This is a genomic window from Streptomyces sp. NPDC012794 (assembly GCF_042901085.1).
Lineage (GTDB): Bacteria > Actinomycetota > Actinomycetes > Streptomycetales > Streptomycetaceae > Streptomyces.
This window is the reverse complement of sequence record NZ_JBIBCI010000006.1, coordinates 266,324-285,676: the sequence shown is the minus strand read 5'-3', so window position 1 is coordinate 285,676 and position 19,353 is coordinate 266,324. Positions and strand designations below refer to the sequence as shown.

17 protein-coding genes are annotated in these 19,353 nt (G+C 75.1%); 13 read left to right on the top strand and 4 right to left on the bottom strand.

The window, feature by feature from the left end; genetic code table 11:
- The first annotated feature begins 62 nt into the window (after positions 1–62).
- The 4 genes from ACFY7H_RS14620 (at position 63) to ACFY7H_RS14605 (ending at position 6,576) form a co-directional block, all read left to right on the top strand.
- Positions 63–2,789 (top strand): exo-beta-D-glucosaminidase, encoded by a 2,727-nt coding sequence (locus ACFY7H_RS14620; protein WP_388937920.1) that lies wholly within the window; start codon positions 63–65, stop codon positions 2,787–2,789.
- Between the two features lie 192 nt (positions 2,790–2,981).
- Positions 2,982–4,376, top strand: coding sequence for an MFS transporter (locus tag ACFY7H_RS14615; RefSeq protein ID WP_388937918.1), 1,395 nt, complete (start codon positions 2,982–2,984; stop codon positions 4,374–4,376).
- Positions 4,377–4,462: 86 nt separating this feature from the next.
- Positions 4,463–5,179, top strand: coding sequence for a response regulator transcription factor (locus tag ACFY7H_RS14610; RefSeq protein ID WP_388937916.1), 717 nt, complete (start codon positions 4,463–4,465; stop codon positions 5,177–5,179).
- The gene (locus tag ACFY7H_RS14605; RefSeq protein WP_388937914.1) at positions 5,176–6,576 is read left to right on the top strand and encodes an ATP-binding protein; all 1,401 of its coding nucleotides are present in this window, start codon (positions 5,176–5,178) and stop codon (positions 6,574–6,576) included. The genes ACFY7H_RS14610 and ACFY7H_RS14605 overlap by 4 nt, the downstream gene beginning before the upstream one ends.
- Positions 6,577–6,798: 222 nt before the next feature.
- Here the strand turns inward: ACFY7H_RS14605 and ACFY7H_RS14600 are convergent, their stop codons facing one another.
- The gene (locus tag ACFY7H_RS14600; protein ID WP_388937912.1) at positions 6,799–7,776 is read right to left on the bottom strand and encodes a TAXI family TRAP transporter solute-binding subunit; all 978 of its coding nucleotides are present in this window, start codon (positions 7,774–7,776) and stop codon (positions 6,799–6,801) included.
- 290 nt (positions 7,777–8,066) lie between these two features.
- Between ACFY7H_RS14600 and ACFY7H_RS14595 the strand changes: the two genes are divergently transcribed.
- The 4 genes from ACFY7H_RS14595 to ACFY7H_RS14580 all read left to right on the top strand — a co-directional run bounded on the left by ACFY7H_RS14595 (position 8,067) and on the right by ACFY7H_RS14580 (position 12,179).
- Positions 8,067–8,744: a DUF4232 domain-containing protein gene (locus tag ACFY7H_RS14595; protein ID WP_388937910.1), complete on the top strand. Its 678-nt coding sequence runs from the start codon at positions 8,067–8,069 to the stop codon at positions 8,742–8,744.
- Between the two features lie 317 nt (positions 8,745–9,061).
- Entirely contained in the window at positions 9,062–9,844 is a 783-nt protein-coding gene (locus tag ACFY7H_RS14590) for an ATP-grasp domain-containing protein (RefSeq protein ID WP_388937908.1), read from the top strand.
- 152 nt (positions 9,845–9,996) lie between these two features.
- Positions 9,997–11,130 carry a hypothetical protein gene (locus ACFY7H_RS14585; RefSeq protein ID WP_388937906.1) on the top strand — a complete coding sequence of 378 codons (1,134 nt, stop codon included), beginning with the start codon at positions 9,997–9,999 and terminating at the stop codon, positions 11,128–11,130.
- 80 nt (positions 11,131–11,210) lie between these two features.
- Positions 11,211–12,179, top strand: a complete 969-nt coding sequence (locus ACFY7H_RS14580; RefSeq protein ID WP_388937904.1) for an SMP-30/gluconolactonase/LRE family protein — start codon at positions 11,211–11,213, stop codon at positions 12,177–12,179.
- Positions 12,180–12,203: 24 nt separating this feature from the next.
- Here ACFY7H_RS14580 and ACFY7H_RS14575 read toward each other — a convergent pair whose 3' ends face one another.
- Positions 12,204–13,478 (bottom strand): DUF1266 domain-containing protein, encoded by a 1,275-nt coding sequence (locus ACFY7H_RS14575; protein WP_388937902.1) that lies wholly within the window; start codon positions 13,476–13,478, stop codon positions 12,204–12,206.
- A gap of 53 nt (positions 13,479–13,531) precedes the next feature.
- On the bottom strand, positions 13,532–14,962 hold the full coding sequence (locus ACFY7H_RS14570; protein ID WP_388937900.1) for an amidase: 1,431 nt from the start codon (positions 14,960–14,962) through the stop codon (positions 13,532–13,534).
- Between the two features lie 150 nt (positions 14,963–15,112).
- Here ACFY7H_RS14570 and ACFY7H_RS14565 point away from each other — a divergent pair, with 150 nt between their 5' ends.
- The 3 genes from ACFY7H_RS14565 to ACFY7H_RS14555 all read left to right on the top strand — a co-directional run bounded on the left by ACFY7H_RS14565 (position 15,113) and on the right by ACFY7H_RS14555 (position 17,170).
- Complete coding sequence (locus tag ACFY7H_RS14565) at positions 15,113–15,721, top strand: TetR/AcrR family transcriptional regulator (protein WP_388937898.1); 609 nt, start codon at positions 15,113–15,115, stop codon at positions 15,719–15,721.
- 69 nt (positions 15,722–15,790) lie between these two features.
- Positions 15,791–16,558 carry a maleylpyruvate isomerase family mycothiol-dependent enzyme gene (locus tag ACFY7H_RS14560; protein WP_388937896.1) on the top strand — a complete coding sequence of 256 codons (768 nt, stop codon included), beginning with the start codon at positions 15,791–15,793 and terminating at the stop codon, positions 16,556–16,558.
- Between the two features lie 87 nt (positions 16,559–16,645).
- Positions 16,646–17,170, top strand: a complete 525-nt coding sequence (locus ACFY7H_RS14555) for a DUF5133 domain-containing protein (protein ID WP_388937894.1) — start codon at positions 16,646–16,648, stop codon at positions 17,168–17,170.
- Positions 17,171–17,233: 63 nt separating this feature from the next.
- Here the strand turns inward: ACFY7H_RS14555 and ACFY7H_RS14550 are convergent, their stop codons facing one another.
- Positions 17,234–18,442, bottom strand: a complete 1,209-nt coding sequence (locus tag ACFY7H_RS14550) for a cytochrome P450 (RefSeq protein ID WP_388937892.1) — start codon at positions 18,440–18,442, stop codon at positions 17,234–17,236.
- 179 nt (positions 18,443–18,621) lie between these two features.
- Between ACFY7H_RS14550 and ACFY7H_RS14545 the strand changes: the two genes are divergently transcribed.
- Entirely contained in the window at positions 18,622–18,777 is a 156-nt protein-coding gene (locus ACFY7H_RS14545; RefSeq protein ID WP_388937890.1) for a DUF6131 family protein, read from the top strand.
- A 302-nt stretch (positions 18,778–19,079) separates the two neighbouring features.
- Entirely contained in the window at positions 19,080–19,352 is a 273-nt protein-coding gene (locus ACFY7H_RS14540; protein WP_388937888.1) for a hypothetical protein, read from the top strand.
- Position 19,353: the final 1 nt, after the last annotated feature.

Here is a 19,353-nt window from a genome sequence, read left to right as displayed (position 1 = left end):
GGTGCCCGGCCGTGACAGACTCCGCGCGGAATCCCGAATCCCGTCCCCACGGGAGGTCCCCCGTGCCGCACCGCCCCGCCCCCGGCCACGTCCGGACCGCCGCCCTGGCCGTCGCCGCCCTGGCCCTGGCCCTCGTCCTCGCCGCCGGGACCTCCCCCGCGGCGCCCTCGCCCCCGCCGGCCGCCGGGCCGGGGGCGACGGCCGTGGCCGCGGCTCCCGGGAGCGCGACCGTCCTGGCCCGGTACGCGATCCAGTCGACGGCGAAGGTCGCGGACACCGCCGCCGCCGTGTCCAGCCCCGGCTATCCGGCGGCGGGCTGGTACCCCGCCGGGTCCCGCTCCACCGTGCTCGCCGCGCTGCTCGCGGCCGGGGTCCACCCGGACCCCTTCTACTCCACCAACCAGAAGAGGATCCCGGCCGGGGACTTCACCGTCCCGTGGTGGTACCGCTCGGACTTCCTCGTCGCCGACACGAGTGCCCGTACGTACCTGGAATTCAGCGGGGTAATCTCCGCCGCCGACGTCTACGTCAACGGGCGCCGGATCGCCGGTGCGAGCACGGTCGCGGGCTCCTACACCCGGCACGAACTCGACGTCACGGACCTGGTCAGGGCGGGTGCCAATACGGTGGCGTTCCGGATCCAGCCCAACAATCCGCGCAAGCGGCTCACCATGGGCTGGCTCGACTGGCTGCAGCCGCCGCCCGACGAGAACATGGGGATCGTCCGCGACGTCACCGTGCGCCGGGCCGGGCCGGTCGCGCTGCGCGACGCGCACGTGGTGACCTCGCTGGCCGTGCCGTCCCTGTCCTCGGCCGAGCTGACCGCCAAGGCCCGGGTGCGCAACGACTCGCCGGCCGCGGTCACCGCGACCGTCTCGGGCACCGTCGGCCCGGTCGCCGTCAGCCGGAGCGTCACCCTGGCCCCGCACGAGACCCGCACCGTGGTGTTCTCCCCCGCCGACCACCCGGGCCTGCGGCTGGAGTCGCCCCGGGTGTGGTGGCCCGCCGCCATGGGCCAACAGCCGCTGTACTCCCTGGACCTGACCGCGACGGTGGACGGCCTGCCCTCCGACACCGCGCACCGGTCGTTCGGCATCCGCGACGTACGGGCACCGCTCAACGGCGACGGGGCGCGCCAGTACGTGGTCAACGGGCGCCCGCTGCTGATCAAGGGCGGCGGCTGGTCACCCGACGAGTTCCTGCGCTGGGACCCCACCTACGTCGAGGACCGGCTGAAGTACGCCGTCGACCTCGGGCTGAACGCGCTGCGGCTGGAAGGGCACATCGAACCAGACGAGTTCTTCGACCTCACCGACCGGTACGGGATCCTCACGCTGCCCGGATGGGAGTGCTGCGACAAGTGGGAAGGGGAGGTCAACGGCTCCGAGGCCGGGGAGCGGTGGGAGAGCGCCGACTACACCGTGGCGAAGGCCTCGATGGCCGCCGAGGCCGCGCGGCTGCGCCACCACCCCAGTGTGGCCTCCTTCCTGATCGGCAGTGACTTCGCACCGGACCGGACGATCGAGCAGGGGTACCTCGACGCGCTGGAGGCCGCCGACTGGACGGCCCCGGTGATCCCCTCGGCATCCGCGCGGTCCTCGCCGATCACCGGGCGTTCCGGTATGAAGATGACCGGACCGTACGACTGGGTCCCGCCCGCCTACTGGTACGGCAAGCGGGAGGGCGGGGCCACCGGATTCAACTCCGAGACCAGCGCCGGCCCGGACGTACCGACCCTCGACACGCTGCGCCGCATGATGTCCCCGGCGGAGCTGGAGAGCCTGTGGAAGGACCCCTCCGCGACGCAGTACCACCGTTCCCCGTCGGCCACCTTCTCGACGCTGCGGCTGTACGACGCCGCCCTGGCGGCCCGCTACGGCGCCCCGACCGGCCTCGAGGACTACGTGCGCAAGGCGCAGCTCGCCCAGTACGAGAACGTGCGCGCGCAGTTCGAGGCGTACGCCCGCAACGCGAAGGACGCCTCCGCGCCCTCGACCGGCGTCGTGTACTGGATGTTCAACAGCGGCTGGACCTCGCTGCACTGGCAGCTGGTGGACCGCTACCTCGACCAGGGCGGGGCCTACTTCGGGGCGAAGAAGGCGAACGAGCCCCTGCACATCCAGTACGGGTACGACAACCGAGCGGTCTCGGTGGTCAACAGCCGGACGTCGGCCGCCTCGGGCCTCACGGCCCGGGTGACGCTCTTCGACCCCGACGGCACGCAGCGGTACGACCGGACCGTGACGGGGCTGAGCGTGGCGGGCGGCGGCGCGAGCACCACCGCCCTGACCCTGCCCGCGTCGGTGACGGGCCTGTCCACCACCCGTCTGGCGCGGCTGCTGCTCACCGACGGTGCGGGCCGGGAGGTGAGCCGCAACGTCTACTGGCTCTCGGCCGAGGCCGACGTGCTCGACTACTCCAGAAGCACCTGGTACCACACGCCGACCACCGCGTACGCGGACCTGACGGGCCTGAACACGATGCCGCGGACGGCCGTCGGGGCGACCGCGTCCACGACGGCGGACGGCCGGGGCCTGTCCACGACGACGGTGACGGTGCGCCACGCCGGTACGGGCAACGCGCCGGCCCTGCTCACCGACGTGCACCTGCTGGGCGCGGAGGGCAGGCCGCTGCTGCCCGTCCGCTGGAGCGACAACCAGGTCACCCTATGGCCGGGCGAGTCGGTGACGCTGACGGCGGCCTACCGCACGGCCGACCTGCGCGGCGCGGCGCCGGCCCTGCGAATCTCCGGCTGGAACACCGCGACGACGACGCTCCCGGCCGGCTGACGGGCCGGGCCCCGGCGGGGCCGCCCCCGGGTCCGCCGAGGGGGTAGGGGCCGCGGCGCGCGCGGGTTTCTTAGCGGAACGTTAGATCTGGGTGCCGGGCCTTGTCCGGCCCCGGCACCGGATCCATGCTCTGGGCACCCCCTCATCCGGGGTGTTTCCCCCGCCCATCAGGGACTTCCGTCTGGAGCCGCCATGTCCTCGTCCACCGTCACGCCCGAGTCGCCGCCCCGGGACGAGCGCGGCAAACGCCGTCTCGCCCTGATCGGCGGTTCGCTCGGCAATCTCGTGGAGTGGTACGACTGGTTCGTCTACGCGAGCTTCGCGATCTACTTCGCCGACTCCTTCTTCCCCGGCGACAACCCGACCACCCAGCTGATGAACACGGCGGGCATCTTCGCGGTCGGTTTCCTGATGCGCCCCGTCGGCGGCTGGATCCTCGGCCGGGCCGCGGACCGCCACGGCCGCAAGAGCGCACTCACCCTCACCGTCACGATGATGTCGGTGGCCGCCCTGCTCATCGCCATCGCCCCGACCTACGGCCAGGCCGGGTACTTCGGCGCCCTGGTGCTGCTGCTCGCGCGCCTGCTCCAGGGGCTGAGCATCGGCGGCGAGTACGCGGCCAGCGCCACCTACCTCACGGAGGCGTCGGCCCGCGACCGGCGCGGGCTGGGCTCGTCGTTCCAGTACGTGTCGATGACCTGCGGGCAGCTGCTGGGCCTCGGCATCCTGATCACGATGCAGCACACGCTCAGTCCCGCCCAGTTGTCGAGCTGGGGATGGCGGATCCCCTTCGCCCTCGGGGCCCTGTTCGCGGTGGTGGTCTTCTGGCTGCGGCGGCGGCTCGAGGAGACCGACGCGTTCAAGGAGGAGTCCGCGGACGAGGACGCCCACGACGACAGCCCGCGCGGCTCGCTGAAGGCACTGTGGGAGCACCGGCGGCAGGCCGGGCTGGTGATGGCGCTGACCCTGGGCGGCACCGTGGCGTACTACACGTACACCACGTACCTCACGAAGTACCTGGTCGGCAGCGCGGGCATGGCCAAGACCACGGCCACGCTGGTCAGTTTCACCGCCCTGGCCCTCTTCGCCGTGCTCCAGCCCTTCGCCGGGATGCTGTCCGACCGGATCGGCCGCCGTCCGCTGCTGATCACCTTCGCGGTGGGCTGCACGGTCGGCACGTACCCGATCATGACGGCCCTCGGCTCCGCGGACTCGTACTGGCCGGCACTGGGCCTGTCCCTGCTGGCCCTGGTGATCGTCACCGGCTACACCTCGATCAACGCGGCGGTGAAGGCCGAACTGTTCCCGACCCGGGTGCGCGCCCTGGGCGTGGCGCTGCCGTACGCCATCGCCAACGCCCTGTTCGGCGGCACGGCCGAGTACGTGGCCCTGTGGTTCAAGAGCGGCGGCCACGAGAAGATGTTCTTCTGGTACGTGTCCGGCTGCGCGCTGATCTCGCTCGTGACCTACGTCCTGATGCCCGACACCCGCAATGCCGCGCTCAGCCGCGCCGAGGCCGGGGCGGGAGCGGCCGGGTCCAGCGGTGGCGGCAAGCCGGCGGAGGCCTCCGCCGGGGCCGGCCGCTGATCCGCGCCGGTGACCCGGGGCGGCGGCTCCCGTAAGCTGCTGCCCCGGCTCACGGGCACCGGTCACGCGTCTCGAGGTAACCGCCGATGCACGCACTGCTCGTCGAGGACGACGACCGCATGGCCCGGGCCCTGGGAACCGCCCTCGTACAGCGCGGGCACACGGTGCGCCGGGCGGCCCGGGCACTGGACGCGCTGCGGCACGTCCGCGAGGCCGAGTTCGTCCTGCTGGACCTGGGCCTGCCCGACCTCGACGGGCTGGAACTGCTGCGCCGGCTGCGTACGGTGTGCGACGCACCGCTGATCGTGGTGACCGCCCGCTGCGAGGAGCGCGACATCGTGCAGGGGCTGCGGGCGGGCGCCGACGACTACGTGGTCAAGCCGTTCCGGATGGCCGAGCTGATGGCACGGATCGACACCGTACGGCGCCGCACGGGCGCGCGGGCGGGCGCCGCGGGAGCCGGCCCGGCGCGGGATGCCGGCGGGCCGGTGCGGCGCGGGGACGTCGAGGTGGACCCGGCCGGGCGCACCGTCACGGTGGCGGGGACCGAAGTCCGTCTGACCCGGCGCGAGTTCGACGTACTGGCCATCCTGGCGGCGCGCCCCGACGAGGCGCGTTCCCGGGAGGAGATCCTGGACCGGATCTGGGGGGACGCCTTCCTCGCCGCCTCCCGCTCCCTGGACGTGCACGTGGCGGGCATCCGCGCCAAGACCGGCCGTCCCGGCCTGGTGCGCACGGTGCGCGGGTTCGGCTACCGGCTCGGCACCCCGGACGCGGGGGAAGAGCGGGACCGGGACTCGTGAGGCGCAGGCTCCTCGCGGTGCTGATGGTGCTCATGGGGGCCGCCGCGCTGCTGCTGTGCGTGCCGCTGGCCGACGCGTACGCGCGCGGGCGGACCGAACACCTGCTCCTGCAACGGCGTTCGGAGGCGGTGCGCTTCGCCGACCTCGCCGACCGGGCGGGCACGGCCGCCGACCGGGCGGAACTGTCGGCCGAGATCGGACGGTACGCCCAGCTGTACGGGGCCGGGGTGGTCGTGGTCGACGCGGCGGGAGCGACGGTGGCGCGGGCCGGTGCGGACCCCGCCCCGGACGCCCTCACGGGTGCGGGCCCGGGCGGTATGGCCGCGGCGGAGGCCCGGGACCGTGCGCTGACGGGCCGTTCCACCGACCGGCTGCCCACGGTGCGGCCCTGGGGACCGGCCCGGGTGGTGCTCGCGGAGCCGGTGGGGCGGGACGAGCGCGTCAGCGGGGCGGTCCTGCTGGCCGTGCCCACGGACGCCGCCCGGCGGGACGTGGCGGTGCGCTGGTCGCTGATCGCCGCCGGGGCGGCCGCCGCCTTCGCCGCGGCGGCGCTGGTGGCGGTGGGCATCACGCGCTGGCTGATGCGCCCGTTGCTCGACCTGGACCGGGCCGTGGAGGGGCTGACCGCCGGAAGCCTCCAGACACGGGCGGTCTCCGACACCGGCCCGCCGGAAGTGCGACGGCTGCGGCGGCACTTCAACATCATGGCGCAGGCCTTGGCCGACTCCATCGGCCGGCAGCGCGACTTCGTCGCCGACGCCTCCCACCAGCTGCGCAACCCCCTGGCCACCCTGGTGCTCCAGCTGGAGAACGTCGAGCCGCACATCGCCCCGGGCCCCGGCCGGGCCGAACACGGCCGGGCGCTCGAGGAGACCGAGCGGCTGGAGGAGCTGCTCGACGGGCTGCTGGCGCTGGCCCGGGTGGAGTCGGCGGCGCCGGAGCCGCGCGAGCAGGACGTGTCCCGGGCGGTACGGGAGCGGGTGCGTGCCTGGGCTCCCGTCTTCGAGGCCGCCGGGCTGGAGCTGACGGCCGGCGCCCCTTCCGGGGAGCTGTGGGCCCGCGCGCTGCCGGACGCGGCGGGGCGGGTCTTGGACGCCGCGCTGGACAACGCGGTGAAGTTCGTACCGCCCGGCGGCCGCGTGGAGGTGTGCGCCCGGTGGGACGGGGAGGGGTGGGCGGTACTGCGGGTCGCCGACGACGGGCCGGGGGTCCCCGAGGAGCAACTGGCGCTGCTGCTGCGCCGGTTCGCGCGTTCGCCGGCCCACCAGAACGTGCGCGGCAGCGGGCTAGGCCTCGCCATCGCGGACGAGATCGCCCGGCTGAGCGGCGGCCGTCTGGCCGTCAGCGGCACGGACCCGCACGGCCTGACGGTGGAGCTGCGCCTGCCGCCGGCGTGACACCCCGTGCCGCCGGACGGCCGGGCGGGCGCGCGGCCGTGAGCCGGCCAGGGACGGGGGCCGCCCCGGCCGCAGGCACGCCTCGGTGGACGATTCGGCGACCGGACCTCGCCGCGGGCGGCCAGGCCGTTCACCGCGCGTCCGTGAACGGCCTGGCCGAGGCCGCCCGGCCGTGGGCCCCAGCCGTAAGGGGGTCGGCCGTGGGCCGCGTGGGCAGGGTGTTCAGCCGTACACCGAGCGGTAGTAGGCGGCGGCGCCCGGGTGGAGGGGGACCTCGCCGGTCGAGATGGCGAACCGGGGTTCCAGCCGCACCCCCGCCGTCACCTCGCGCAGCAGGTCGCGCCGCCGGTCGAACACCACCCGGAGCAGCGCGCTCACGGCGTCCGCGGCCACCGCGTCCCGGGCCAGGAGGTAGTTGCCGACGCCGAGGGTCCCGACGGGTCCGGCCAGTCCGTACGCCCCGGCCGGCAGGGTGACCGCCGTGTAGACGGGGCCGTGGCGCTCGCGCAGCGGGCCCGCGTAGCCGTCGAGCGGGAGGAAGCGCAGCGGTAGTTCGCGCGCCAGCGCCGTCAGCGCCGGCGTGGGCACCCCGCCGGACCAGAAGAGCGCCGCGACGGTTCCCGCGCGCAGGGCGGCCACCGATTCGGCGAGGCCCAGCTGCCGTGCGTACGCCGGGGTGGCGGCCGGGGTGGCGCCGCTCAGCCCGGCCGCCCGCAGGATGCGTCCGGCGACCACCTGCACCCCGGACCCCGCGGCGCCCGCCGCGACGGGCCGCCCGGCGAGGTCCCCCACGGAGTGCACCGGCCCGTCCCCGGGGACTAGGAGGTGCGTGTAGTTGACGTAGACCCGGGCCAGTGCCGTCACCCCGGCCGGCCGGGGGAAGGGCTCCCGCCCGAGCACCGCGTCCTGGGCGACGTCCGCCATGGCCAGGGCCAGGTCCACGGAGCCCTCGTCCAGCCTCCTCAGGTTGTCCACGCTCGCGGCGGTGTCCACCGGCAGCACCTCCAGGTGCTGCCCGCTCGCGGCGGCGGCCCGCGCCAGGGCCCGGCCGAAGGCGTTGTACGGGCCACCGCGCGGCCCCGTCGCGAGCCGCAGCCGCCGCGCCGGGCCGGGGTGCGCCGCGCAGCCCGCGAGCGCCGCCGCGGCCACGCCGAGCCCGGCCCGCACCAGCCGCCTCCGGCCCGTCCGTGTACCCGTCACGGCGGCAGCGTAGCCCTCCCCGGAGTCCGGTGACCCCGGGATGCGCACCGCGGCTCGGCGCCACACCGGAACACGGCGTTCCGATCCGCCCGGGTTCCCCCGGCGGGGCCTACCGTGGGAAGGCGGTTCCCGTCCGCGCGCCCCGTTTCGCCCGGGGCGTCGCCGGAAACGTCATGGTCGCGTGACGGGACCGCCACAACGGCGCGGCCCGGGAACTCCGGCCGGGCGCGGCGTCGTGTCCCTCCACACGCGCCGGTGCGGGGCCGGCCGGGAAACACCGAGGAGCACCCATGCACCACACAGCAGGCCTGCGCCGCTCTGCGGCGGCCCTCGTGGCGGCCACCGCGGCCACCGCTCTGATGGCGGGCTGCGGTCCGGCCGAGGACGGGGCGGCCGGCACCCCGCCGGCACCGCCCGCCGCGTCGGTCCCGGCGAAGCCGACGCCCCCGGGCAGCTCCTCCACCGGCGGCGGGGGCGGGACGGCGCCCACCCCCTCGGCGTCCGCTCCGGGCGGCGGTGCGGCGAAGCCCTGCACGATCGACGGGGTGAAGGTTTCGGACGCCCAGCAGGCCCAGGTCCGGCCGCCGGGGACCGGAACGGGCGCCGCCGTCCTCTCGGTCACCAACACCTCGAAGCACCCCTGCACGCTCACCGGGTTCCCGACGGTCGCCGGCGCGGGCAACGGCTCGCCCGACAAGAACCTGCCCCTCTCCGTCACCCACGGCGGCAAGGCGTCGCCCGTGCCGCTGGCGCCGGGCGGCCGCGCCTGGACGAAGCTCACCTTCGTCAACGTCCAGGGCGAGGCGGACGGGTACTGCGTCTCCGGTGCCACTCCCGCCGGTTTCCCGACCCTCGTCATCGGCGTCCCCGGCGCGGGCGCGCACCAGATCGCCATGGACGACGGGGTCTTCGCCCTGTGCGACAACAAGGTGACCGTGACCGCCTTCTCGGCCGCCAAGCCGTCCTGACGAGGAGCCGTACCGAGTCGAGTGCGCCGGCGCGGTACGCGCGTCCGGCGCCCGCCCGCAGCGCCACGAAGGCGAACAGGCTCTGGGACGCGGCGGATTCGGCCGGCGGAGTTCGCGTCCGCGCTCGCCCCGCCCTTCGCTAGGCCCTGTCGTCAAAGTCCCGCCTGGCCCGCGGCCCCCGGCACCGCACCTCGCCGCGTTGTCGGGGCACCCAAGTACGTCCAGTACTCGGGCACCCCTCCGCCTTGCGATGCACGGCACCGGCCGCCGCAGGCCTGACCGGCGCTACTTTGACGACAGGGCCTAGGCTCCCCGGCATGGAAGCCCGTACCCCGCCCGTCCTCGTCCTGCATGCACCCCGCACCTCCACCGGAGAACTCATCGCCCGGGCAGCGGCCTGGCGCGGCTACGAGGTGACCGACCGGGCGGCGAGCGCCGCGGGGCGCAGGGCGCACTGGTACGGCGGCCCCCGTGCGGCCGCGCGACTCGCCGGCCCGCTGGGCCTCGGGCTGCTCGAACCGGCCGACGACTGGCTGACCCGCGTCCCGGGCGCCCTCTTGCGGCGCCACGTACGGCTCACCACCCTCGCCGAGGCGCGTCAGCTGCGGGAACGGGCCTTCGTGAAACCGCCGTCGGCCAAGATCGACCTGCTGCCCGCCGCCGTCCACGAGGACGGGACCGGCCTGCCCGGCGAGCTCGACGGCTCCACGCCGGTCCTGGTGAGCGGCGTGGTGGAGTTCATCGCGGAGTACCGGCTGTTCGTCCTCGACGGCGAACTCGTCACCGGCAGCCGCTACGCCGTCCACGGGCACCTCGACCCGGCGCCGTTGGACGCCGGGAGCCGTGCCTTCGGCCGTACGGTCCTCGACGCCACGGCCGCGGGCCTGCCCAGCGCGGTGTGCCTGGACATCGGCCGGCTCGCCGACGGGGGCTGGGCCGTGGTCGAGGCGAACATGGCGTGGTTCGCCCACTGCTACGCCGCCGAGCCGGAACGCGTACTGGACACGGTGCTCCGCGCCGCCGGCCCGATCGGCGCGGTCGCCGACCGGGACCGGCCGTACCTCTCGAGCGGGCCGGAGGACCGCCCGGAACGGGTATGACGAGCCCCGGCCGGCCCAGCCGGCCGCGGCGGGGAGACCGCGCTGTCGCTCGCGACCGAGCCGGTGACCAACACCGGCGGCTGTACGCACCCCCGGCGGTCCGCCCGCAGCCGTCGGTGCACTTCGCTCCCCGGGAGGCGTACGGTGCCGGTGTGATCACAGGAGAGACCCCGGGGACCGCGCTGCTGTTGGCGGCCGCGCCGAGGGGCAAAGGCCGGCTCATCAACGCGACGAGCGCCCTGTCCACCCTCGCCGCCGTCCCGCCCGGCTCCCTGACCCAGGCTTCGGCCGGCACCATCATCGAGCTCGCCGACCCGGTGGATCAGCAGACCGTCCTCACCCGCATCCGGGCAGCCGCCGCCGCCCCGGGGCCGCTGAGTCTGTTCCTGGCCGGGCAGCTCCACCTCGATCCCCGCCAGCACCGGCTCCACCTCGCCCTGGCCGGCACCACGTCGGCGACCGTGCGCTACACCGGGCTTCCCTGGCCCTGGCTGGCCGACGAGCTCAAGCCCCGCCGCCCGCACACCACCCGGGTGATCGTCGACCTGGTCGCCGCCCCCGATGCCTGGCAGCAGATCCGCGCGTACGGTCTCACCCTCGGCACCGGCGCCTCCCTCCACGGCCGTGTGGCAGCGCCGCTCAGCCGTCACCGGCCCGCCGAACCGGCCTACCTGCGGGCCGTGGCCACCATCTGGCGCAGCGGACTCACCCCGCCGCTCGCCGACCTCCACGCGAAGGCCGCCTTCCAAACGGGCCACGCGGAGGCGCTGTTCCTCGCCTCGGACGCCACCGCTGCCCCCTGGCCCCGCACCGCGCCGGCCCCGGTGGCGATGGACGAGGATCCGCTGACGGTGGTCTTCGCCGCCGCGCACGCGGGACGGCACGGCGAGGCCGCCGTGCTCGCTGCCCGGTGCGAGGGGCGGGCCGTGGGTCTGCACGGCCCGGGGTCCCCGGAGGCCATCCACTGGCTGGAGGTCCGGGCCGATCTCGCCCACGTCGCCGGCGATCCGGCGGGTAGCTGCGAGCTGTGGATGGCCGCCGCCGCGGCCCGTCTTGCCCGCCGGCAGGCCATGGACGCCCCTGACGTGGTGGGGGCGGTCGACCGCGCCCACCACCAGTGGCAGCAACTGCGGGACCCGCGCAGGGCTCAGGAGCTCGGCCCCGGCCTGGCCGCCCTGCGCCGCCGAGTGCCCGGAGCCCGCCCGGGCGCGGTGGAAGCCGTCCAGCGCCGGCTGGAGCTGCTGCACTCCACGCCGATGCCGCACGTTCCCGACGCCCGCGCGTAGGCGACCGGGGCGGGGTGGTGCGGCGCCCGGCCGGCGCCGATACTTCACGGGCAGAGCGGTCCGGGCACGGAGGGGGAGCGATGAGGCTGAACAGGGTGCTGGGCAGCGCCCGGAGGGGGCCGCGCGCGGGCCTGGTGGCCACGGCGGCCGTACTGGCCGCGGCCACGGCGGTGCCGGCCGCCTCCGGGCCCGCGTACGCGGCGGCCCCGTGCGGCGGCGCCGCGGAAGCGGCTCCGCCCGCTCAGGTGGCGTACGTCCCGGACTGGGTCGAGTCGATCGCCGTCGACCGGGAAGGCCGGATGTTCGCCACCGCGTACTTCAGCGGCCGCGTCTACCGCATCGACGCGCCGGGCAGCGCACCGGTCGCCCTCACCGGGAACATCGGGGCCAACGGCGGGATCGTCGTCCGCGACGACGGGCAGCTCCTCGTCGGTACGGGGAACGACCTCGCGCACTCGCTGACCGGTGACCTCTTCCCCACCTCGAAGCTGCTGCGGGTGGACCCCGAATCCGGCGCGGTCAGTACGTACGCCTCCGGTCTCGGCGGGATCGACGGGGTGGCCCTGGCGCCGGACGGGACCGTGTACACCACGACGCTCGGCGGGCGGAACATCGGCCGGGTGACCCCGGACGGCCGGGTCGACCCGGCCTGGGCGCGGGTGCCCCAGCCCAACGGGATCGCCGTCTCCCCCGACGGCGACGAGGTCTACGTCGTCCAGACGACCGTCGCCCCCGGGCTGTACCGGATCCCCGTCGGCGACCCGGCGCGTCCGCGCCTGTGGGTGTCCGCCGACGCCGCGGAGGCCCTGGCCCTGCCGGACGGGCTGACCCTGGACGGCCGGGGCCGCCCGCTGATCGCCACGCAGGCGGCCGGACAGATCTGGCGGGTGGAGGACGGCAGGCTGTGCGCCGTCGAGTCGGGGCTCCACCTCTCCACGCAGATCACCTACGGGCGTGGTGATCAGGGCTTCTCGGCCGGCCGGCTCTACCGGGCGGGTGTGGACGGGAGGATCTACGAGGTGCCGGCCGGTGCCGGACCCGTCCGCTGATCCGGCGCGCCCGGAGGGGCGCCGTCAGGTCCAGGGGAGGGTGCGCCAGGGGCTCCCGGGGTCCGTGGTCAGGACGCGGTGGACGCCGAGGACCGACTCGTACCACTCCCCGAACTCCTCCTCGTCGAAGTGGAGGCAGCGGCCGAGCACGTAGGCGGCCGAGAAGTCCTCCCACGAGCGGTAGTTGACCTGGACCAGGCGGCCTGCGCGGACCACGGCCGCCTCCGCCTCCTGGAGGGAGCACAGGCGGGCGGCGAGGCCCCAGCGGGCCATGCCGGAGGCGCGGCCGTAGTCCCAGGCCTCGACGGAGCGGACGAAGCCGCCTTCGGGGAGCAGGCCGTCGGCACGGAAACGCGCCTCGTAGCGGGCGATGCGGCCGATCAGCCGCTGCACGCCCGTCACCTGGCCCTCGATCTCCGCCGGGGTGACGGTACTGCCCTGGGTGACGCCGTCGGCCGTCAGCCTGGGTTCGGCGGCCGCCTCGGCCCGTCGGCGCACCACGTTGCCCGCGGCCTGGCGCCAGTGGTCCACCTCGACGGGTCCCGCGAAGTCGAGGGCCATGGAGCGGCGCAGCTGCAGGACGAACTCCCAGACGCCGCTGACCATGTCGGCGCGCAGCAGCTGTTCCACGGTGTCCAGCCAGTCCTGCCGGGTGGTGACGCCCCACCAGCGTTCCAGCGTGCGCTTCTCGTCGAGGTAGCCGCAGCCGTGGTAGGCCATGGAGTTCCAGTAGCGGCCGTTGCGTACGGCGATGTGCGCGCCGGCCGCGAGGCCGAAGGCGACCGGGCCGGTGCGGGGGCCGCCGACCACCAGGGTGTGGATGGCGTCCTGGGCGAGCCCGGGCCGCTCGACGGGGGCGGAGTGGCGCTGCCACAGGGCGCGGCCCTCCGGCCCGGCAGGCAGTACGCCCTCGCAGGGGCTGCCGGGGTTGACGACGAGGTAGGGCGGGTCGTTCGGGTTCCAGACCCGCGCGAACCAGCCGAGGTCGTAGCAGTTGTAGACCGGGTCGGCGGCGGGCGGCGGCAGCATGCCGCCGGTGTAGACGGCCAGGCACATGGACTGGGTCTGGGGGTTCCAGTAGGGGTGGAAGCGGGAGTTGCCCGGGTTCGCGTCGATGTCCGCCCGCGACTGCATCATGTACAGGTCCGCGCGGGCGACGAGGTCGTAGTACGCGGGCCAGTCGCCGCGCGTCCTCGCCTCGTACAGCCCTCGTTCGACCGCGCTCGGCGCCTGCCAGCCCTGCGCCGGTACCGTCGGACCGGGCAGGGCTCCTCCCTCGTGACCTGCTGTCAAACCCATGGGCAAACCCTAAAGGGTGGGCCGCCGGGGCCGGGGCGGCGGTCCCGCCGGTCTCAGTCCGCCGGGCGGGGGTCGACGGGGGTGAGGACGCCGAGCCGGTCCTCCACCGCCCGGGCGGCGTCCAGGCACAGGTCTTCCCGGAAGGCACGTCCTACGAGCTGCACCCCGCCGGGCAGGCCCGCGTACAGGCCGGTCGGCACGGCCACGGCGGGCACGCCCACGAAGCTGGTCGCGCTGCACAGCCGCATGGCCGACGCCACGCGGTCGCGGGACGCGGCGTCGCGGGACTCCAGTCCCGGTTCGACGGGCGGTTCGGTGAAGGAGGGACCCAGCAACAGGGGGTGTTCGTCGAGGAATTCGGCCCACGAGCGGCGGATGTTCAGCCAGGTTCCCATCAGCCGGACGAGTTCGCCGGCGGTGACGGGCGGGGTCTTCTCCATCGCCATCCGGATGTAGCGGTCGCCTCCCTCGCCCAGGAGCGTGCGCACCACCGGCCAGCTCGGGGCGAATTCGGTCACGGTGATCCGGTCGTACGCCTCCAGGGCCTCGTCCAGCCGCGGTACGTCCGCCACCTCGCGCACGTCGTAGCCGGCGTCGCGGAGGGCGGCGGCCGCGTCGGCGACGGCCGCGGCGACGGCGGGGTGGACGCCGTGCCCGCCGGGGTCGGTCACCACCGCCACCTTCACGGGGCCGGGGAGCGGGGGCCCGTACAGGGGTACCGGGACGGCCCGGGGGTCGCGCGGATCGGTGCCGGCCAGGGCCTCGTACGCCAGCCGCAGGTCGTCCACGCGGCGGGCCAGGGGTCCGTCGGTGACCAGGCCCTGGGAGGCCGGGCCGGGGTCGTCGGGGCCGAGGACGCGGTGGTCGGCGGGGAAACGCCCGGTGGTGGGCTTGAGCCCCGCCACACCGCAGAACTGGGCGGGGATCCGGATGGAGCCGCCGGAGTCGTTGCCGAGGCCGAGTGCCGCCATGCCGGTGGCGACGGCGACCGCGTCGCCCCCGCTGGTGCCGCCGGGTGTCAGGCTGGGGTCCCAGGGGTTGGCGGTGTCGCCGAAGAGTTCGCTGCGCGTGTGCATCCCGGCCAGGACCAGGGTGGGCATGTTCGCGTGGCCGATCGGGATGGCGCCGGCGGCGCGCAGGCGGGCCACCGGGGGTGCGTCGGCGGGTGCCACGAAGTCACGGAAGCGCTGGGCGCCGAAGGTGGTCGGTACGCCCTCCACGGGGGTGGTCTCCTTGACCGTGAACGGCACGCCCGCGAGCGGCCCGAGGGGCTCGCCGGCGGCCCGTCGGCGGTCGGTGGCGGCGGCCGCTTCGAGCGCCCGGTCCGCCATGAGCTGCGTCACGGCGTTGGCGCGCGGGTTGACCTCGGCGATCCGCTCCAGGTGGCTCTCGACGAGTTCCACGGCCGAGACCTCGCCCCGGTGGACGGCTCGTGCCTGGGCGGCGGCCGGCCGCCGCCAGAAGGCTTCCTCTGTTTCCTGCATGGCCCGGGTGCTCCCCCTGCTCGTTCTGATGCGCTTGCATCGGAACCATAACCGAGGATCCGATGCAATCGCATCGGATAAAGTGGCCGCGTACGGAGGTCCGTACGCCGGAGGCCGCCGCAGCGGCCGGGTCGGGGAGGCGGTCGGGGCATGCCCAGGCAGGTGGATCACGAGGAGCGGCGCCGTCTCATCGCGGAGGCCGTCTGCCGCCTCGCCGACGAACGCGGGCTGGAGGGCGTCACCCTGCGCGACGTCGCCGCCGACGCGCGGGTGTCGATGGGCGCCGTCCAGCGGTGCTTCGGCACCAAGGAGGACATGCTGCTCTTCGCCCTCGGCCACGTCGGCGAGCGGATCGCCGAGCGCGTACGGGCCCGGCTGGTGCGCAGTCCGGCCCAGTCGGCCGCGTCCGCCGTGGGGCACGCCGCGACCGAGGTCGCGCTGCTGCGCGAGGAGCACCGGGCCGAGGCCAGGGTCTGGCTGGCCTTCGTCGCGCAGGCTGCCGTCAGCGCGCCGCTGGCCGAGACGCTGAGGGCGAACTACGCGGCCCTGCAGGAGACGTTCGCCCAGCTCATCGCGGAGGCCGGTGGGGCCGGCCGTCCGGCGCCCCTCGATCCGCGACGGGAAGCCCGCACCCTCCTCGCCCTGGCGGACGGTCTCACCACGCACGTCCTGATCGGACACCTCGGCCCGGCGGAGGCCGAGGAGGTGCTCCACGCCCACCTGCGCGGACTGTGGGAGGGGACGGCCGGCGGCCGGTGAAACCGCCCTTCCGGGGCCCCGAAAGGGTTCCGACGGAACGCGGACGAACAGGACGGAAGGATTCCCACCATGCACACGGCCGACCGGATCGACCACGGGGCGGCGGTCGCGGCGGAGACCGCCCGCTTCGCGGCCCTGCTCGCGGACGCCGACCTGTCGGCCCCCGTGCCGACCTGCCCCGGCTGGACGCTGGGCGACCTGGTCCGGCACACCGGGGGCGTGCACCGCTGGTTCTCGGTGCTGCTGCGCCGGCGGATCCAGCGGCCCCCGGCCGGCCGCGAGGTGGAACTGGGCCTGCCCGAGCGGCAGGACGGTTACGCCGAATGGCTGCGCGCCGGGGCCGCCGAGGCGGCGGAGGTGTTCGCCGGCACCGACCTCGACTCACCCATGTGGGTGTGGGGTGCGGACGGGCACGCCCGGTTCTGGGCCCGCCGGATGCTGTTCGAGACGCTGGTGCACCGGGTCGACGCCGAACGGGCGCTCGGGCTCGGTTCCTTCATCGACCCCGCGCTCGCCCGGGACGGCGTGGACGAGTTCCTGACCAACCTGCCCTTCGCCGCCCCGTTCGCACCGAACGTCGCCGGCCTGCGCGGATCCGGCGAGACCATCCGGTTCCGGTGCACCGGCACGGAGGGGACCTGGCTCGTGCGCCTGCGGCCCGACGGCTTCGGCCCGGTCCCGGACGACGCCTCGGTCCCGGCCGGGGCCGAGGTCCGGGCGGGGGCGGCGGATCTCCTGCTGCTGCTCTACGGCCGTCTGGACCGCACGGCGCCGGCCGTGGAGGCCGCCGGGGACGGGGAGCTGCTCGGCCGCTGGTTCGCCAACTCGGCGTTCTGACAAGCGAGCCGCGCGGAGCGGAACGTGCGGATCGCCACCGCCTGTGTCAGCGTGGGAGGGCACACGCCCCGCCGAAGGGATCCTTACGTGGCGTCTCCTGGTGATCCGCCGTCCGCCACCGCCCTCACGACGGAGGCCGCTCCCCTCGCGGGCCGGCCCGTCCGGGAGGCGCCGACCGAGCTGTGGGCGCTGGGCCTGGTGATGGCCGCGGCGCCATGCTCGGCACGCGAGGCGAAGCAGATCCTCCTGGCGGCGGCCGACCGCGCCCGGATCACCCCGGCGGAGGCGTCGGCCGCGATGGTCGCCGGCTCGCTCGGCCTGCCGGTGCCGACACGGGTGGAACGGGCCCTGCGCAGGGCGGTGCAGGCGGCCCGCACGCCACTTCCGCCGGGCACCTTCCAGGGGGTCGGGATCCTGCCGAGCCGCCTGCGGACCGAGGAGGTGCTCTCACGCCTGCGCGGCTGTCAGGCCCGCCTCGCGGCCTCCCCCACGGACCCGGGCACGCTGCGGGCCATGGACGACGTGGCCTACACCCTGTGCGTCCTGATGGGACGGCCCACCACCCACGAAGCGGTCCTCGCCGCCGAACGGCACCTCTCCGCCCCCGAGTAGGGCGCCGCGCCGGTCCGCGTCAGACCGGCGGCGGGCGCCGGCCGCAGCGGACCGGACGGCCGGTCACCAGCGGACGGGGAGCTCCCGTACCCCGCGGATCAGCATGCCGGGCACCCAGCGGAGCCCGGCCTCGTCGGCGTCGCACGCGAGGTCCGGGAAGCGCTCCAGCAGCGAGCGGAGCGCGATGCGGCCCTCCATCCGGGCCAGAGGCGCGCCGAGGCAGTAGTGGAGCCCGTGGCCGAAGGCGATGTGGCCGCGCGCGCCACGGCGGATGTCGAAGCGGTCCGGGTCCTCGAAGCGGGCGGGGTCGCGGTCCGCGTCGGCCATGGCTATCAGCACGGTGGAGTTCCCGGGGACCACCACACCGCCCATCTCCACGTCCTCCAGGGCGAGTCGCGGGGTACAGGTCTCGACCGGTCCGTCGTACCGGAGCATCTCCTCGATCGCGCCGTCCAGCAGACCGAGGTCCGCGCGCAGGTCGGCGAGCTGGTCGGGGTGGGCGAACAGGGCGCGCATCCCGTTCCCGATCATGTTGACGGTGGTCTCGTGGCCGGCGATGAGGAGCAGGACGCTCATGCCGATCAGCTCGGACGGCGACAGCCGGTCGCCGCCCTCGTCGACGGCGTGGATCATCGCGCTGAGCAGGTCCTCGCCGGGCTCGGCGCGCTTGGCGTCGATGAGGCCGGAGAGGTACCGGGGCATCGCCTCGTACGCCTCGGCCTCGGCCTCCGGGCTGGTGCGGGCGACCATTTCGTTGGACCAGCCGCGGAACGCCTCGCGGTCCAGTTCGGGCACGCCGAGCAGTTCGCAGATAACGGTCATCGGCAGGGGGAGGGCGAAGGCCTCCACCAGGTCGCCGCGGCGGTCCCCGTTCGCCGCCATCGCGTCGAGCAGCTCGTCGGTGACCTGCTGGATGCGGGGCGCCAGCGACTCGATGCGGCGCTGGGTGAACTCCCGGGCCACCAGGCGGCGCAGGCGCGTGTGGTCCGGCGGGTCGGACATCAGCATGTGCGCCAGCGACGGGTCGTCCTGCTCGGTGTTGATGATCTGGCCGATGTCCCCCGACCGGCGCCAGTCGCGGCTGAGCCGCGGATCCGTGAAGGCCTTGCGGCATGCCTCGTGGCCGACGACCAGCCACAGCTCCTCGCCGTCGGGCGTGCGTACCCGGTGGACGGGTCCCCGCTCCCGGAGCGCCGCGTACACCGGATACGGGTCGCGGACGAAGTCCGGGCTGAGCTCCAGCAGATCGACCACGGCGGGCTGAGATGCCACTTTTCATTCCCCCTGAATCGGATGCGGGCGCGGCTTCGGGCCGCGCCGTGCGTTCATCCCACAGTAGTCGCGACGTCACCCGGGGCGGCGGGCGGCCTCGTCGTTCCGCATTGGCCCCCGCGCCGAGGCATTCCCTCGCCGTAAGCGGGCAGACGTCCACCCGGAGATGGGAGAACACCATGATCGTTCTGGGTGTCATTCTGCTGATCGTCGGCTACATCGCCGGCATATCCATCCTGTGGACCATCGGCATCATCCTGGTCCTGATCGGCCTCGTCCTGTGGATCCTGGGAGCCGTCGGGCACGCCGTGGGAGGACGACGGCATTACTGGTAGCCGTGCCGGACGGGCTCCGGCCGTCGCCGGACACCCGTACGGGCCGGAGGGCCCAGCCCTCCGGCCCGTAGCCGGCACCTCCCGGTCAGGCCGCGGGCCCGCGGTCCTCGGGCAGTCCGGTGCCGCCCATGCGCGTGAGCAGGGCACTCAGGGTCCCGACCTCGGCCGGGGCCCACTCCGGTGCGGCGAAGACCTCGGCGGCGACCTGTCCGGCGGCCTTGAGGCACTCCTCCAGCCGCCGGCGGCCGCGCGGAGGGCGGTCGCGTATCGTCCTGGCGTTCCCGACACTGGAGGCTCCGACCGTGGGGCTCGTCCCTCTGCTCCTGATCAGCGGCTTCGCCCTGGTCGCGTTCGCCTTCGGCCGCCTCGCCGTCCGGCTGACGCGCCGCGCGCCCGTGTGGGCGTACGCGGCGGCTCCCCCGCTCGCCGTGATCGCCACCGGCTGGGCCATCGGCCTGCTGCTGTGGCCCTCGTACGCGTCCGCCCCCGCGGTCCTCCTGTGGTGGCTGGGCGGACTGACCGGGGCCGTCACGTGGTGGACCTGCCAGGCCCGCACCCACCGGCGCCGGCATTAGA